The sequence below is a fragment of the Rhizobium sp. H4 genome (assembly GCF_003013335.1).
GTDB classification, from domain to species: Bacteria; Pseudomonadota; Alphaproteobacteria; order Rhizobiales; family Rhizobiaceae; genus Rhizobium; species Rhizobium sophoriradicis.
In genome coordinates this window covers 1-15,897 of the sequence record NZ_PSOW01000001.1, presented here as the reverse complement: position 1 = coordinate 15,897, position 15,897 = coordinate 1, and the positions used below count along the sequence as shown (strand labels likewise).

The following is a 15,897-nucleotide window of genomic DNA, read 5'->3' as shown; positions in this document are numbered from 1 at the left end:
CCGCCTCAATCTCACGAAGGGCGCGGCGTCTTCTGATTGGCTGGCGCGGCGATCACCTTGACGGCGGATTCCGCCAACCCGTGATGACCTTCCATGTCGACGACGACATGCCAGTGGCCGCTTTCCGGGACGGCGATCTTGACCGGCGATTTGCGTGCGACGCCGCCGATATATTTGAAATCGAGAACTTCGGTGAAGCGCTGGAAATTCGGCGCCGTCATCAGCCGCACATTGTTTACCGCATTCAACGACACCTCGACGATCGTTCCGGCGCGTTGTTCCTTAAGATCGTAATGGGTGAAGCGGAAATTCGGTTTCGGCATCGGTCTCGCGGCATCTGAAGTCTCTGCGCGAGATTTTACCAGCACGCCGGTTAAAGAAAAGTTGGAAATCGGCCATTCCGCCAATCGGCGTGTTGCCTGCGCGGAACCGTGCGGAAGGGCTCAGAGCGCAGCGTAGACGATGTAAAGTTCGACGCCGGCGAGCAGAACGCTGAAGACGATCAGCACCCAGGCGGTGCGCTTTTCACGCATCTGCCGGCTGCCGCGCCTGATCCTGCGTGGACGGAGAGGGTGGAAGGCGAAGGACGGAATATTTCGCATGGCATTTGACCCTTGCAATGATGCCGCGAGTCTACTGCCGGCCGCGATAGGAAATCCATTCGGGGCGAGGGGCGAAAATATAGAAATGGCATAAAGGCGGTTTGCACAAATTTCGAAACAGAGTGTCGGAAAATGATGGCCACTGCCGTCCTTGCGGTATCGATCCAAACCGGGAGCAAGGAACATGTCGAAGACGAGACTGATATCGATAATCGCAGCGGCGGCCGCCTTCCTGGCCGCGCCCGATATGGCAGGCGCCGGCGCGGCTTCTATCGAGGACAAGGCAGCAGCGCCGATCGTCAGGAAGGGAAGCGTGCCGGTCAACGGCATCGATTATTATTACGAGATCCGCGGCGAGGGAGAACCGCTGCTGCTGCTGCACGGCGGCCTCGGGCAGATCGAGATGTTTACGCCCGTCATGCCTGTTTTCACCGATCACCGGCAGGTGATCGCCGTCGGTCTCCAGGGCCATGGCCGCACGCCGCTCGGCAATCGGCCTATCGAGCTTCCTGATATCGGTGCCGATCTCGCGGTCCTGGTGAAGCAGCTCGGCTACGACAAGGTCGACGTCTTCGGCTATTCTTTCGGTGGCGGCGTGGCGCTGAATATGGCAGCGAATGCGCCAGATCGCGTCCGCCGGCTGGTGATCCTCTCTGCGCCCTATGCGCAGAACGGCTTCTTCCCGGAGATGCTGCCGCAGCAGGCAGCCGTCGGCGCCGGCATGGCCGAGATGATGAAGGACACGCCGATGTTCCTCTCTTATAAGGCGGTGGCGCCCGACGTGTCGGAATTTCCGAAGCTGCTCGACGCCATGGGAGCGCTGATGCGCAAGCCCATCGATTACAGCGATGCCGTCGCCAAGCTCACCATGCCTGTCATGCTGATGTACGGCGATGCCGACATGATCCGCCCCGAACACATGATCGACTTCTATCACAAGCTCGGCGGCGGCCTGCGCGATGCGGGCTGGATGCGGGAAAACATGTCGAAGAACCGCCTGGCGATCCTGCCCGATCTCACCCATTACGAGACCTTCGCCTCGCCCCTGATGGCGACCATGGCGATGACCTTCCTCGACGGTGGCGGCAAGGCGCCGAACTGGGCCGAGCAGGTCGGAAAATAGGCGAGGCGGCCGCTTTCCCGGCCGTCTTCCCGCCGTCGTAACAGCGCCGCCGCCACACTTCCGAGACCGGAAATGTGGCGGCGGCACTCATGTCTGTCTTCAGGCTGCGCTTGTTGCCTCGCTGGGAAAATCCGTCGAGACAGCGAGCTCCCGCCAGGCGGCCAGTTCCTTTTCGACGCTCGCATGCTGCGCCTCGATCATCGCCACGGTATCGCTGCCGAACGGCATGCGCAGCGGCGGGTTGGCCGAGCTGACCATCGTCATGATGCCGGCAGCGAGCTTGGCAGGGTTGCCGGGCTGGGCATGGTTGGCGTCGGCGGCGAAATTGCGCATGTTGCCCGCCGGCGTGCCTTCGTAGTCGGCAATGGTGGCCGGGCTTACCGCCAGCGACGTGTCGGAAAGAAAGTCCGTCCGGAAGAAGCCGGGTTCGACGATCGTCACCTTGATGCCGAAGGGTTCGAGCTCGGCGGCCATCGATTCCGACAGCCCCTCGACGGCGAACTTCGTCGAGCCGTAGACACCCCAGCCGGGATAGCCGAAATAACCGCCAATGGAGGAGAAGTTCAGGACATGGCCGGAGCGCTGGCGGCGCATGTAGGGCAGTACGGCGCGTGTCACCTTCAGGAGACCAAAGACATTCGTGGCATAGAGCTTTTCGATCTCTTCGGCCGTGGCTTCCTCGACGGCGCCGAGCAGTCCGTAGCCGGCATTGTTGGCGAGAACATCGATGCGGCCGAAGCGGGCGATGCCGGCAGCCGCAGCCTCTTTCGCCTGCGCCTCATTGGTAACGTCGAGGGCGACGGCAATGAGGTTCGGATGATCGCCGAACTGCTCGGTCACTGTCTTTGGATTGCGGGCGGTGGCGATGACGCCATCGCCGGCTGCCAGCGCTTCCTTGGTCATAAGCGCGCCGAAGCCGCGGGATGCACCAGTGATGAACCAGATTTTCATGACGGATTCCTTTGTGCTGATTGATTGTGTTGGCGTCGTGCCTCTGTGCTGACGGACTGAATTTGACCGAAAAACTGCTGATGTATAAGATTTGTTATTCCTGAAACTATGATGAGTGAAATTCAGCAATGCGCGCGACCGAACTCTCCGAACTTGCGGCCTTCGCGGCTGTGGCGCGGCACAAGAGCTTCCGCAAAGCGGGGGAGGAGCGGGGCGTCACTGCCTCTGCCGTCAGCCATGCCGTGCTCAATCTCGAGGACCGGATCGGCATCCGTCTGCTCAACCGCACGACACGCAGCGTTTCGTTGACCGAAGCCGGCGAACTCCTGATCTCCCATCTCGATCCGGCCTTCGGGGAAATGGCGGCGGCGCTCGATGCGTTGAACCGTTATCGCGACACGCCCTTCGGCAAGGTGAGGATCAACGTGCCGAATTCGATCGGTCCCATCGTCATCGGCCGCATCATTGCACCTTTGCTCCAGCGCAATCCGAATTTGCAGCTGGAGATCAACGCGACCGACAGGCTGGTCGATATCGTCGAGGAGGGTTTCGATGCCGGCATCCGTTTCGGCGAGCGCGTCACCGAGGGCATGATCGCGCTACGTATGAAGCCCCGGATCCGCCTGGTCGTGGTCGGTTCGCCCGCCTATTTCGAGACCCGGCCGAAGCCGGCGACGCCCCACGAGCTAAAGCGCCATCTCTGCATCCAGAACATGTTTCCATCAGGTGCGCGGTATGCCTGGGAGTTCGAGAAGGACGGCCAGACGGTGAGCTTTCAGCCGACCGGACCGTTGTCGCTCGATGATCACGAACTGATGATGCAGGCAGCGCTCGACGGCGTCGGTCTTGCCTATATCTGGGAGCCCCGTGTCGAAAGAGCGGTTGCCGGCGGCGAGCTGATCCAGGTGCTCGACGACTGGTGCCAGCCGGAGGAACCGCTCTATCTCTACTATCCGAGCCGCCGCCACATGTCGGCGGGCTTCAGGGCGGTCATCGACGCGATCAGGGCGGGGTAAAGACGCTCAATTCCTATCCGCGCATGCTGGCGATCGTCTGAAGCGCCTCAAAATAAATCGTCAGGTCGCGGGCGGGATCCTCCGGCAGCTCTGCCGCTCGGAATACCTTGCCTCCCGTTGCCTCGATGCCCCCGTCGATCATCAGGTTATCGGCCATGCCGTGATTTTCGATCGCGATGCCGTCCGGTCCGCGCGGGCGTCCGCTCGCCACATCGATCTCCAGCCCCGCATACCAGATCGAACGAACACGCAGGCCATAGTCGTCGGGGTGGTTGGTATAGGCGAAAACCGATTTCCCCAGCGCGATCATGAAGCCGATTTCGTAGACCGTGCCCGGGTCGGCGCTGATGCCTCGAAACGGCGTGATGTTGGCAAGGCAGATATCGGCCCGGCGCATCGCGTCGTCGTTGCGTGCGTAGATCTCTGCGGCCGTTCGCTTCACTGGCGTCTGATTTTCGTCGCTGCCGGGACCGGTCGGTTCGAAACCGAACTGGCGCGCCAATCGGCGTTTTTCGGCCATGATGGGCATGGCATCGGGAAGAAAGACTTCCGGGCCGGCAAGATAAATCGTGGTCATCGGTATCCTTCATGCCAGCGCGAGCCGAAGCGCCGGGGTTGGGGCAGGCAGCCTATTTCCGACGGAAGCGCGGCAATTGGCAAGCTGCGCCGGGACGGATTATCGTTTTTTCTTTTCGGCCTTCGGTTAAGGCGGGCGCATGACAAAGCGCGAGGTTCTTGCCCAACACCCTTTTGACTCCGGTGGGCGAAGCGGCCAAAGATACCGCATCGCCAGCATCGGGAGAGGTTGATGAAGGGTGGGACTTTGCCAAATCGAAGAGCGTCCAAGCGGCTCGGATATCTGTTTCCCGCCATCGCGGCGCTGCTGCTATCGGTGTCGGCAGCGCCGGGACAGGAAATCGGGCCGCAAAGCGAGGGCTCGCGCGTGCAAGTCGAAAAACTCCTCGGTCTCTGGAAGGAGCATTTTGCCGGCGCCGACAGCCTGCAGCAGCGGCGGACAGCGTTCGAGCGGCTGATGCAGACAATGCCGGGACCGACGCGCATCCAGGTCCGGCAGGTCGATGCCGATGGCGTCGATGCCGAACTGATGTGGCCGGCCCGGCTTCATCACCCGATCGGTGAGAGGGTGATCCTCTTTATTCATGGCGGCGGCTTTTCCGGCGGCTCCATCCGCACGCACAGCCTGTTCGCCGGCTCGCTCGCTAAGGCCGCATCCAGCGACGTGCTGCTGATCAATTATCGGCTGATGCCGGAACATGGCTATCCCGCCCAGATCAACGATGCGCTGACGGCCTACCGCTGGCTTCTCGACAACGGCTATCGCAACGACAATGTCGTGGTGGCAGGCGACGGTGCCGGCGGCAACATCGCGATCGAGACCGTGCTGCGGCAGATGCAGGCCGGAAAGGCGCTGCCGGCCGCCGTCATTGCGCTCAGCCCCATCACCGATCTTGCCGCGACGGGCGGATCGATGACATCGAATGCCGAAAACGATCCGCTGGTCGGCAAAGACTGGATCGAGACTTTACGCAAGGCCTATCTCGGCCGAAAGTCTCCGACCGATCCCCAGGCATCGCCGCTTTATGCCGACCTGACGGGCTTTCCGCCGCTGCTGCTGCAGGTCGGTTCCGGCGAAGTCCTGCTTGATGATACGCTGCGGCTCGCCGACAAGGCGCGCCAGGCGGGCGTCGACGTCACGACCGAGGTCTGGCCGGGCATGCCGCACCAGTGGCAGTTGTTTCCTTCGCTGCTCGACGATGCTGATCGGTCGAGCCAGAATATCGCCGAGTTTGCAATCCGGCATTTTGCCGACAAGCCGCAGGAGTAGGGGGCTACGCCATCATTGCGCTGTGCCGCGCGATGGGGAAGGCGCAAGAGGCCTCTCGACCTCCCGGCCGACGCTGAGCGCCTTGCGCACATTCGGCTCCAGCCGCTCGATATAGGCGTGGTCGGGTGCGGCACCCAACGCATCCAGCATTTTCGAGAAGAAGCACCGGGCCGCCGCCGCGGCCGTGACGTCGAAGACCTCGGCATCGCTCAGCCCATGTTTCTTCAGCCCGTCTATATCCTGCTGCGTCACCAACGTGGCGTCGCGCGCCACCTTGGCGGCAAAGGCCATGATCGCCCGTTCGCCGGCGTCGATCGGCGCCTTCTCGGTCTCGTTGACGACAGCCGTCAGCCCGTCGCTGGTAAAACCCTCGCGCAGCAGCACGGAGCCGTGCGCGAGCATGCAATAAGAGGATTTCAGTTCCTTGGCCGCCGCCAGTGTCGCCAGTTCGTAGCGCCTGAGGCTCATATGGCCGCGAATGCTCGCAAGCAGTGCTGCCCAGCACTCCATTACCTCCGGCCGGTGGCCGAAGGCACGATACATGTTCGGCAGATAACCATAATTGGCCTCGGCCGAGGCATACATCGAGGTCGTCTTCTCGCTGGCGAATGCATTGGGGGTGTGAATGAAAGCCATGGCATGGTCCTCCTCTATTGCGAGAAGGATAGGGTAGATATGCCGGACAGCAATCCTGCGCCGTCGGTTCGAGCGCGAGCCGTCAGCCCTGCTTAAGAGGCCTGAGTGATCGCGCAATCATTGTTTGCCGGAACGTCACCATGTCTTTTGACCGGAAGGGTAACGGTGAATGTCGATCCACACCCTCTTGCGCTTTGCACCTCTATCGAGCCCTGGTGCAGCTCGACGATCTGCTTCACCAGGTTGAGGCCGATACCGGTTCCGGCAATCCCGGTCGAAGTGCGAGCGCGGAAATAGCGCTGAAACAGCCGGGGCACGTCTTCGGCATCGATCCCCACCCCGTCGTCGCTGACCGAGATCTTGACGTTGCCGGTCTCCTCCCAGGCCGCAATGCGAATTTCGGACGTTCCCGGCGCGTATTTGACGGCATTGGAGAGCAGGTTGGTGAAGACCTGGGCCAAGCTGGGGGGATCGGCATCGATGAACTCAGGCAGCCCGTCTACGTCAAGCACGAAGCTATGCGTCTTCGAGATCGACGACTGCCGCTCGCAGCAGCTTCGGATCAATGATCTGAGCGCGCAGGCGCCGTAGCTGATATCGATCGTGCCGGTATCGAGGCGTCCGGCTGACAGGATACTCTCCATGAGATCGACGATGCGGCTTACCGATGCACGGATCTGTTCGACTTTGTCGCTCAGAAATTCGGGCTCGACCGCGCCTGCTTTTCGCAGCAGCCGCTGGGCGGCAGCGTCGATGATTGCGAGCGGAGTGCGGAACTCATGCGATGCCATCGCCACGAACTGCCGCTGCAATTCGTTGATGTTTCTTTCCTGCGCGAGCATTCGCTCCAGTTCACGCGCCTGCCGCTCGACCTCAGCCGTGCGGTTCCGCACCGTCACCTCGAGCTGATCGTGGTGGCGGCGCAGCTCTTCGGCGAGCCGCACGGTCTTGGTGACGTCCTCATGGGTCGCCACATATCCACCGTTCTGCATCGGATTGTGAGTGATCTTGACGATGCGGCCGTCGGTGAGCGCGATGTTCTGGCTGGCCGGCGCGCCGAGCGCCGTCGCTTCGAAGACGACGTCGAAATAGGTGGCGGTGTCGGCCGGACCGTTTCTCTCCTCGGCTCGATAGGCCAGGATATCTGCGAGCGGTGTTCCCGGTTGTGTCAGTCGATCCGGCAGATTGTACATCCGCGCGTATGATGCATTGCACAATATCAGGTTCTTGGCTGAATCGAACATGCACAACCCATGCGGCATATTGCTAAGGGCTGCGTCGAACCGGTGATGTTGCTCGGCCAGACTGTCTTCGACGCGAATGAGCGTCGAGATATCTTCATAGCTCAGGATCCAGCTTCCCTCGCTCGAGGGCGCGCAGGTCAGCGAGATCATCCGTCCGTCAGGCAATGCAAACTGCGAGGCGTGCGGCTTGCCGGTCGGCGAACGCGAACATGCCGCAGCATGACAGGCCGAGGTGCCCGGCAATCCGTCGATGCTCATTCCCTTACGGAGGACGCCCTCCGCAAGGCCGAGAACTTCCAGCGCGCGGGAATTGAAAGCCGTGACCGTATTGGCAGAATCAAGCAGAACAATGCCCTGCGGCAGGTTTTCCAGAATGGATTCGAACGAATGCGGCATCATCCGGCCCTGCTCAGATCTGGCGCGTTGCGCGCATCCGTAGCATTGGCCAGAAACAATAAAGTTTCGCTAATGTCCGTCGATGGGTGCTCCTCGACGAAGATCAGGCCCTTTACCGCGGTTCAGCCGAGTTCGGCCAGTTGCTCGTCCAGAAGATCAAGGCTGTCCTCTCCGACCTCGTTGACATCGCTTGGCATCGGTTCGCCGGTTTCCTGAAAGACAAGCCAGGCGACGTACATTGTTGTCGTGGTGAGCGCATTCCAGCCGTCTTCGCTGGTTTTCCGGCGGCCTCGGAGAGCCGGCGAAGCGTCCCGCGCTCATCCTCGCTGTAGATCAGATCGGAGAAATAGCGGCCGGTCAGATCCGCGCCATCGCCCCAGCCGCGGATTGCCGCCAAGGCGGCCTCCGCTTCCGTCGCATCGATCTCGCTCTTTGCGATGTGCGCGAGAAGAAACGCCGCGACGGCCGCCAAGCGCCGGGCCTGTTTGCGGGGCGGCAGGGCGGTGAGTTCGGTACGCAGGTTCATGTCTTCGATCTCCAACGGGGTGCAACAAAGCCACCAACATATTGACGGCCTTCCTGACTTCGATGGCGGCGCAGAAGGGCCCGCCTCTCCGACAATTTGGATCGATCCGCTCGCCTGTGGAAGGCGGAATTTCAGGTCCGGATGGGCGGAAATTTAGATCGATCCAAACGTGCTGCTTTGGAATCATCACCACGAATAGCGTGAAGTACCGCCGAAAATGGTGAATTCATTAAATTCCTCTTGACATAATTGGAACGTTCCAAATATTAGGAGTTAAACGGCGCCACCGGAGAGAGGCATGACAAAGACGCGGGTAACCGTCATCGACATTGCGAAGGCCGCCGGCGTTTCGAAGTCGACGGTGTCGCTGGTGCTTCAGGGTTCTTCTCTGGTCAACGAGGGGACGCGCTCGAAGGTCAATGCCGTGATGCGGGAGCTCGGCTATGTCTATAATCGCGGCGCGGCGAACCTGCGCCAGGCCGGGGCTAAATCGAGGATCATCGGCGTCGTCGTCAACGATCTGACGAACAGCTTCTTTGCCGAGCTAGCGGTAGGCGTCGACATGGTCGTCCAGTCGGCCGGCTTCGTGCAGTTCCTGTCGAATACCGGCGAGAGCATCGACCGGCAGCGCGAGGTTGTCGCATCGATGCGCGAGCACGGCATTTCGGGGCTTATCGTATCACCGGCGCGCGCTACCGATGCCGCAGATTTCAAGCCGCTCGTTGCGGCGGGCATACCGGTTGTGGTCGTCGTTCGAAACCTGCCCGGGGCGAAGGTCTCTTCCATCGTCTCGGACAATCAGGCTGGCATGATGTCGGCGGTCCAACACCTGGCGGGGCTGGGTCACAGGCGCATCGCCTTTCTCGGCGGCTTTCCCGACACAGCAGTCTTCGACGACCGCCTTGCCGGCTACCGAAGTGGCATAGAAGCGGCCGGGCTCGGCTATCGGGGGGAGCTCGTCGTCTCGTCCGCGCCTTCGCGGGCCGGTGGGGTTGAGGCGATCGCAAAGGCGATTGCTCTTGCCGACAGGCCGACGGCGGCCGTCTGCTTCAACGACGCCGTCGCCTTCGGTGTTTGCGACGGACTGCGCGCGCGCCGTCTGGAGCCCGGCGCCGATTTCGCCGTCGTCGGTTTCGACGATGTTATCGAGGCGCAGGCGGCGGTTCCGGCACTGACGACCGTCTCGGTCGATCCGCAGGGCATAGGGCGGCGCGGAGCGCAAATGCTTCTCAAGCAGATCAATGCGGGCAAGGCCGAGGCGGAGACGGTGACAACGGCCGTTCGGCTGGTCGTCCGCGAAAGCTGCGGCGCCGCAAGAGCGTGAAAACCAGACAGGATACCGAGTGACGCCCATGAAGAAGCATCTCACCCCAGCCGAAGCGGCCGCGCTCATCCCGGACGGCGCCGTCGTCACGGTATCGTCTTCGAGCGGTCTCGGTTGCCCGGACCTCATGCTGAAGGCGATTGGCGAGCGTTTCGAGACGACCGGCCACCCCCAAGGCATCACGACCCTGCATCCGATCGCTGCCGGCGATATGAGCGGCATCAAGGGCGTCGATTACATCGCCAGGAAAGGCCTGCTCAAGTGCATCATCGGTGGCTCCTATCCATCCGGGCCGTCATCGTCCGAGCCGCCGCTGATCTGGCAGATGATCACCAACAACGAGATCCCGGCCTATAACATTCCCTCCGGCATTCTGTTCGACATCCATCGCGAAGCCGCCGCCAAGCGGCCGGGCGTTCTGACCAAGGTCGGCGTCGACACTTTCGTCGATCCTCGGCGTCAGGGCTGTGCGATGAATGAGCTGGCTTCGGAACAACAGGTGGTCAAGCGCGTCAGCTTCGAGGGCGACGACTGGCTGTTCTTCCCCTCGATCGTCCCTCAGGTCGCCATCATCCGTGCCACCACGGCCGATGAGCGCGGCAACCTGACATACGAACATGAAGGCGCCTATCTCGGCGGCCTCGATCAGGCGCTTGCCGCGCGCAACAATGGCGGCATCGTCATCGCCCAGGTCAAGCGGATCACCAAGGAAGGCTCGCTGAAGCCGCATGACGTCCGGGTGCCGGGAATGCTGGTCGACTATATCGTCGTCGATCCCGATCAGAGGCAGACGACGCAGACGTTGTACGATCCGGCGATATCCGGTGAGATTTTCCGCCCGCTCGATAGCTTCAGCGTTCCGGAATTCAATGTTCAGAAGGTCATCGCGCGCCGCGTCGCCCAGGAACTGCAGGCGGGAAGCTGCGTTAATCTCGGCTTCGGCATCTCGGCCAACGTGCCGCGCATTCTGCTGGAAGAAGGGCTCCACGGCGCCGTCACCTGGGTGATCGAGCAAGGCGCGGTCGGTGGGGTGCCGCTACTCGACTTCGCCTTCGGCTGCGCCTCCAATGCCGACGCCTACATGCCGTCTCCCTATCAGTTCACCTATTTCCAGGGCGCGGGCTTCGACGCGTCGCTGCTGTCCTTCCTCGAGATCGGCAAGGACGGGTCGGTCAACGTTTCCAAGCTTTCCTTCCGGCCGCATGTGACGGCCGGCGCCGGCGGCTTCGTCGACATCACGGCGCGGGCAAAGAAGATCGTCTTCTCCGGGATGTTCAACGCCGGGGCGAAGCTTTCGATCGCCGGTGGGGCTCTCGTCATCGAGAGGGAAGGCAAACTGAAGAAACTGGTGAACGAGGTCGAACACGTCACCTTCAGCGGCAGGCGGGCGATCGAGCAGGGGCAGGAGATCATCTATGTCACCGAGCGGTGCGTGATGAAGCTGACGCCTGAAGGCATCGTCCTCACCGAGATCGCGCCTGGCGTCGATCTTCAGTCTCAGATCCTCGATCAGTCTGAATTCCCGCTGATGGTCGCGCCCGACCTGAAGGTCATGGATGCGGCACTCTTCCGCGAAGCAGGCATCGGCTTGTCGCTTCCTGCCAAACGGGCACGGACACTGGAGGGCGCCATCCATGGCTAGCGGAACAGTCAGAATCGATATCGACGGACATGTCGCGACCTTGACGATTTCTCGTCCGGAGAAGTTGAACGCGCTCGATCTCGATATGCTGAAAGCCTTGGCCGAGGCGGCCGATGCGGTGGAGGCGGTCCCGGATGTGCGCGCTGCCGTTCTGACGGGTGAAGGAAAGGGCTTTTCGGCCGGAGGCGATATCAAAGCCTGGGGCGGAATGCTGCCGCAGGAGTTCGGCCATGCCTGGGTTCGGCACGGTCACCGTATCTTCGAAAGAATGGCGACGCTCCGGGTGCCGCTGGTCGCGGCGCTGAACGGCCACGCTCTCGGAGGCGGGCTCGAACTGGCGGGCGTTGCCGACATTCGCATCGCCGAGGAACACATCAAGATCGGCCTGCCGGAGACCGGCCTCGGAATGGTGCCGGGCTGGTCCGGCACCCAGCGTCTCGTACGCCGGTTCGGCGCCCAGGCCGTTCGCCGCATGGCCTTGGGTGGGGAGATCTTCACCGCCGAGGAGGCGCGCCTGCTCGGCATCGTCGACGCGGTTGTTTCGACAGGAAACTCGCTGACTGCCGCCCGGGACTATGCGCAGCGGATTGCCGCAAGGGGACCGGCAGCGGTCGAGATCGCCAAGCTGATGATCGCATCGGCGAACGGCGAAGACAACGGAACGGCGGTCGAAGCCCTGGGCTCGATCCTCGCGGCCAAGACCGGCGATCTGAAAGAGGGCGTCGCATCATTCAGCGAGAAGCGCCCGGCAACGTTCAAGGGAGAATGGTAATGACGGTCCTCGTCAACCCGACTGCGCTCAGCGACCACAGGGCACGCGATTTCAAGATGCTGATCGACGGCAAATGGGAGGCGGGCGCCTCCGATCCGATCGAGCGCGTCGCGCCAAGCCATGGTGTCGTGGTCAGTCGCTTCCCAGCCGGCAGCCGGACCGAAGCCGAGCGCGCCATCGCTGCCGCGCGCAAGGCCTTCGACGAGGGGCCGTGGCCGCGCATGACCGCGTCCGAACGGTCCGCCATCCTGCTCAGAGCGGCCGATCTGATCGCCGCGCGGGCGGAAGAACTGGCGTTTCTCGACGCCATCGAGGCGGGTAAGCCGATCACCCAGGTGCGGGGAGAAATTGCCGGCTCGGTCGACATCTGGCGTTATGCGGCGGCTCTGGCTCGCGATCTCCATGGTGAAAGCTACAACACGCTCGGCGACGGCACGCTCGGCGTCGTCCTGCGCGAAGCGATCGGCGTGGTGTCGATCATCACGCCGTGGAACTTTCCGTTCCTGATCGTCGGCCAGAAGCTGCCCTTCGCGCTCGCCGCAGGCTGCACCACCGTCGTCAAGCCCTCGGAGCTGACATCGGGATCGACGCTCGTGCTCGGCGAGATCCTGCAGCAGGCGGGCGTTCCCGATGGTGTCGTCAACATTGTCACCGGCACGGGACCTGAGGTCGGCGCGGTCATGACGTCCCATCCAGACGTCGACATGGTCTCCTTCACCGGCTCGACCGGTGTCGGTAAGCTGACGATGTCGAATGCGGCGCAGACGCTGAAGAAGGTCTCGCTGGAGCTCGGCGGCAAGAACCCGCAGATCGTCTTCCCGGATGCCGATCTCGATGCCTTCGTCGATGCGGCGGTCTTCGGCGCCTATTTCAATGCCGGCGAGTGCTGCAATGCCGGCTCGCGGTTGATCCTTCACAAGTCGATCGCTTCCGACGTCGTCAGGCGTGTCGCCGAACTGGCGAAGGGGGTACGGGTCGGCGATCCCCTTGATCCCTCGACGCAGGTCGGCGCGATCATCACGCCGCAGCATCTGGAGAAGATCTCGGGCTATGTCGCCGGCGCCAGAAGCAGCGGCGCCCGCATCGCGCATGGCGGCGAGACGCTCGACCTCGGCATGGGTCAGTTCATGTCGCCGACGATCCTCGAAGCGGTCACCCCAGATATGGCGGTGGCGCGCGAGGAAGTGTTTGGTCCTGTTCTGTCGGTTCTGACGTTCGAAACAACAGCCGAAGCGGTGAGCATTGCCAATTCCATCGACTACGGCCTGTCGGCCGGTGTCTGGAGCCGCGATTTCGACACCTGCCTGACGATCGGCCGGTCGGTGAGGGCAGGCACGGTGTGGATGAACACCTTCATGGACGGTGCCTCGGAGCTGCCCTTCGGCGGCTACAAGCAGAGCGGCCTCGGCCGCGAGCTCGGCCGCCATGCGGTCGAAGATTACACGGAGACCAAGACGCTCAACATGCACATCGGCAAGCGCACCAACTGGTGGATGCCGCAGACGGAAAAGCTGGTTTAGCCGGCAAGCAAACTGCGCCCGAGGAGGGCGGGTGATCGGATGTGGGAATAGTCCCGCATCTTCTAAAGAGGGAACTGGGAGGTTCTTCGATGAATAGGTTTCTGACCACGACTGCGGTGATCGCATTGGCTCTCGCCAGCGCTCATGTCTCCGCCCAGGCCGCCGACGTAAAGGAAGTGCAGATGCTGCACTGGTGGACATCAGGCGGCGAGGCGGCTGCCTTGAACGTGTTGAAGGAGGATCTGTCGAAGGAAGGTTTTGCCTGGAAGGACGTGCCGGTTGCCGGCGGCGGCGGTGATGCGGCGATGACGGCGCTGAAGGCGATGGTTGCGGCAGGCACCTATCCGACCGCCTCGCAGATGCTTGGTTATACCGTGCTCGATTATGCCGAGGCCGGCGTCATGGGCGATCTGACCGAGACGGCGAAGAAGGAAGGCTGGGACAAGTCGGTGCCGGCGGCGCTGCAGAAGTTCTCCGTCTATGACGGCAAGTGGGTGGCAGCCCCCGTCAACGTCCACTCGGTCAACTGGCTGTGGATCAACAAGGCAGTGATGGACAAGATCGGCGGCACGGAGCCGAAGACCTTCGACGACCTGATCGCGCTGCTCGACAAGGCCAAGGCCGCAGGTGTGATCCCCTTGGCGCTCGGCGGCCAGAACTGGCAGGAAGCGACGATGTTCGATTCCATCGTGCTGTCGACCGGCGGCCCGGAGTTCTACAAGAAGGCGATGAACGACCTCGACGAGGAATCGCTGAAGTCGGAGACGATGAAGAAGTCCTTCGACAACCTGGCGAAGATCGTCAAATATGTCGATCCGAACTTCTCCGGCCGCGACTGGAACCTGGCGACCGCCATGGTCATCAAGGGCGATGCGCTGGTGCAGGTGATGGGTGACTGGGCGAAGGGCGAATTCGTCGCCGCCAAGAAGACCCCGGACACCGACTTCCTCTGCTACCGCTTCCCCGGCACCGACGGCAGCGTCATCTACAACTCCGACATGTTCGGCATGTTCAACGTCCCCGACGACCGCAAGGCGGCGCAGGTGGCGCTGGCGACGGCAACGCTGTCGAAGAGCTTCCAGTCGGCCTTCAACGTCGTCAAGGGTTCGGTGCCGGCCCGTACCGACGTTCCCGACACCGACTTCGACGCCTGCGGCAAGAAGGGCATCGCCGACCTGAAGGCCGCCAATGAGGGCGGCACGCTGTTCGGTTCGCTGGCCCAGGGTTATGGCGCGCCGCCGGCGATCGCCAATGCCTATAAGGACGTCGTCTCGAAGTTCGTCCACGGCCAGATCAAGAGCTCCGACGAAGCCGTCACCCAGCTCGTCCAGGCGATCGACGACGCCCGCTGAGGATCGTCGATGAATATGCTTCCCCGCGTGATCTCGCGGGGAAGCTTCAGGCTCCGCAGCGAAAAAATGCCGAGCCGATCCTGCGGGAAGGGAGATGATATCCATGAGCACAGTTGCCACCACCGATCCGGTTCTGACCCCCGGGCAGACGACGCCGATCTCGCTCAGGGGCCGGCTGCAGGATGCGCTGCCGAAGATCGTGCTGGCGCCGAGCTTCGTCATCACCCTGGTCTTCGTCTACGGCTTCATCGTCTGGACGGCCTATCTCTCCTTCACCAATTCCAAGACCTTCCCATCCTATGCCCTGACGGGACCACGCGCCTATCAGCGGCTGTGGCGCTGGACCTTCGAGAGCGATCCGCCGTCCTCCTGGTACACCTCGATCACCAACATGGCGATCTTCGGCTTCCTCTATGTCGGCATCTGTCTGGCACTCGGCCTGCTGCTTGCCATCCTGCTCGACCAGAAGATCCGCGGCGAGGGCATATTGCGCCCCATCTTCCTCTATCCGATGGCGCTGTCCTTCATTGTGACAGGGGTGGCCTGGAAATGGTTCCTCGATCCCGGCCTCGGGCTTGAGCAGACGCTGCATCACTTCGGCTGGACGAGCTTCCACTTCGACTGGATCAAGAACAAGGACTTCGTCATCTACACCGTCGTCATCGCCGGCGTCTGGCAGGCCTCGGGCTTCGTCATGGCGATGTTTCTGGCCGGGCTTCGCGGCATAGACGGCGAGATCATGAAGGCGGCGCAGATCGACGGCGCCTCGCCCTTCCAGCTTTATCGCCGCATCGTCATCCCGCTGCTGCGGCCGATCTTTCTCTCCGCCTTCATCGTGCTCGCTCATATGGCGATCAAGTCCTACGACCTGGTGGTGGCGCTGACCTCGGGCGGGCCGGGCGGCTCGGCCTGGCTGCCGTCGAACTTCATGTATGAATATACCTTCA

General features: G+C 62.3%; 16 protein-coding genes. 9 read left to right on the top strand and 7 right to left on the bottom strand.

The features are described from left to right. Positions 1-11: 11 nt before the first annotated feature. Both C4N04_RS00075 and C4N04_RS31500 read right to left on the bottom strand, forming a co-directional pair. Positions 12-323, bottom strand: a complete 312-nt coding sequence (locus C4N04_RS00075) for a DUF1883 domain-containing protein (protein ID WP_038688313.1) — start codon at positions 321-323, stop codon at positions 12-14. A 120-nt stretch (positions 324-443) separates the two neighbouring features. Next, complete coding sequence (locus tag C4N04_RS31500) at positions 444-602, bottom strand: hypothetical protein (protein WP_158775522.1); 159 nt, start codon at positions 600-602, stop codon at positions 444-446. 184 nt (positions 603-786) lie between these two features. On the opposite strand from C4N04_RS31500, the gene C4N04_RS00070 reads away from it, so the two are divergent. Then, a complete protein-coding gene (locus C4N04_RS00070; protein ID WP_096764927.1) occupies positions 787-1,725 on the top strand; it encodes an alpha/beta fold hydrolase in 939 nt (312 codons plus the stop codon). A 99-nt stretch (positions 1,726-1,824) separates the two neighbouring features. Here the strand turns inward: C4N04_RS00070 and C4N04_RS00065 are convergent, their stop codons facing one another. Beyond that, positions 1,825-2,676: an oxidoreductase gene (locus C4N04_RS00065; RefSeq protein ID WP_106795223.1), complete on the bottom strand. Its 852-nt coding sequence runs from the start codon at positions 2,674-2,676 to the stop codon at positions 1,825-1,827. 128 nt (positions 2,677-2,804) lie between these two features. On the opposite strand from C4N04_RS00065, the gene C4N04_RS00060 reads away from it, so the two are divergent. Beyond that, positions 2,805-3,692: a LysR family transcriptional regulator gene (locus C4N04_RS00060; protein ID WP_077991479.1), complete on the top strand. Its 888-nt coding sequence runs from the start codon at positions 2,805-2,807 to the stop codon at positions 3,690-3,692. Between the two features lie 13 nt (positions 3,693-3,705). Here C4N04_RS00060 and C4N04_RS00055 read toward each other — a convergent pair whose 3' ends face one another. Then, entirely contained in the window at positions 3,706-4,269 is a 564-nt protein-coding gene (locus C4N04_RS00055; RefSeq protein ID WP_009995885.1) for a nucleoside 2-deoxyribosyltransferase, read from the bottom strand. Positions 4,270-4,563: 294 nt separating this feature from the next. Here C4N04_RS00055 and C4N04_RS00050 point away from each other — a divergent pair, with 294 nt between their 5' ends. Then, the gene (locus C4N04_RS00050; protein WP_179363939.1) at positions 4,564-5,538 is read left to right on the top strand and encodes an alpha/beta hydrolase; all 975 of its coding nucleotides are present in this window, start codon (positions 4,564-4,566) and stop codon (positions 5,536-5,538) included. Positions 5,539-5,550: 12 nt separating this feature from the next. Here the strand turns inward: C4N04_RS00050 and C4N04_RS00045 are convergent, their stop codons facing one another. From C4N04_RS00045 to C4N04_RS00035, 3 genes are all read right to left on the bottom strand, one after another. Continuing rightward, complete coding sequence (locus C4N04_RS00045) at positions 5,551-6,174, bottom strand: peroxidase (protein WP_106795222.1); 624 nt, start codon at positions 6,172-6,174, stop codon at positions 5,551-5,553. A gap of 92 nt (positions 6,175-6,266) precedes the next feature. Continuing rightward, a complete protein-coding gene (locus C4N04_RS00040; protein ID WP_086156202.1) occupies positions 6,267-7,817 on the bottom strand; it encodes a PAS-domain containing protein in 1,551 nt (516 codons plus the stop codon). A gap of 109 nt (positions 7,818-7,926) precedes the next feature. Continuing rightward, on the bottom strand, positions 7,927-8,340 hold the full coding sequence (locus tag C4N04_RS00035) for a hypothetical protein (RefSeq protein WP_245425517.1): 414 nt from the start codon (positions 8,338-8,340) through the stop codon (positions 7,927-7,929). A gap of 298 nt (positions 8,341-8,638) precedes the next feature. Between C4N04_RS00035 and C4N04_RS00030 the strand changes: the two genes are divergently transcribed. From C4N04_RS00030 to C4N04_RS00005, 6 genes are all read left to right on the top strand, one after another. Further along, positions 8,639-9,664: a LacI family DNA-binding transcriptional regulator gene (locus tag C4N04_RS00030; protein ID WP_077991482.1), complete on the top strand. Its 1,026-nt coding sequence runs from the start codon at positions 8,639-8,641 to the stop codon at positions 9,662-9,664. 28 nt (positions 9,665-9,692) lie between these two features. Further along, the gene (locus C4N04_RS00025) at positions 9,693-11,306 is read left to right on the top strand and encodes an acyl CoA:acetate/3-ketoacid CoA transferase (protein WP_096764922.1); all 1,614 of its coding nucleotides are present in this window, start codon (positions 9,693-9,695) and stop codon (positions 11,304-11,306) included. Further along, positions 11,299-12,078, top strand: a complete 780-nt coding sequence (locus C4N04_RS00020; RefSeq protein ID WP_039619229.1) for an enoyl-CoA hydratase/isomerase family protein — start codon at positions 11,299-11,301, stop codon at positions 12,076-12,078. Before C4N04_RS00025 ends, C4N04_RS00020 begins: the two co-directional genes overlap by 8 nt. After that, positions 12,078-13,598: an aldehyde dehydrogenase family protein gene (locus tag C4N04_RS00015; protein WP_077991485.1), complete on the top strand. Its 1,521-nt coding sequence runs from the start codon at positions 12,078-12,080 to the stop codon at positions 13,596-13,598. The genes C4N04_RS00020 and C4N04_RS00015 overlap by 1 nt, the downstream gene beginning before the upstream one ends. Before the next feature lie 89 nt (positions 13,599-13,687). After that, entirely contained in the window at positions 13,688-14,950 is a 1,263-nt protein-coding gene (locus tag C4N04_RS00010; protein WP_086156203.1) for an ABC transporter substrate-binding protein, read from the top strand. A gap of 103 nt (positions 14,951-15,053) precedes the next feature. After that, positions 15,054-15,897: sugar ABC transporter permease (locus C4N04_RS00005; RefSeq protein WP_106795221.1), on the top strand; the 844-nt coding region annotated here is incomplete at its 3' end.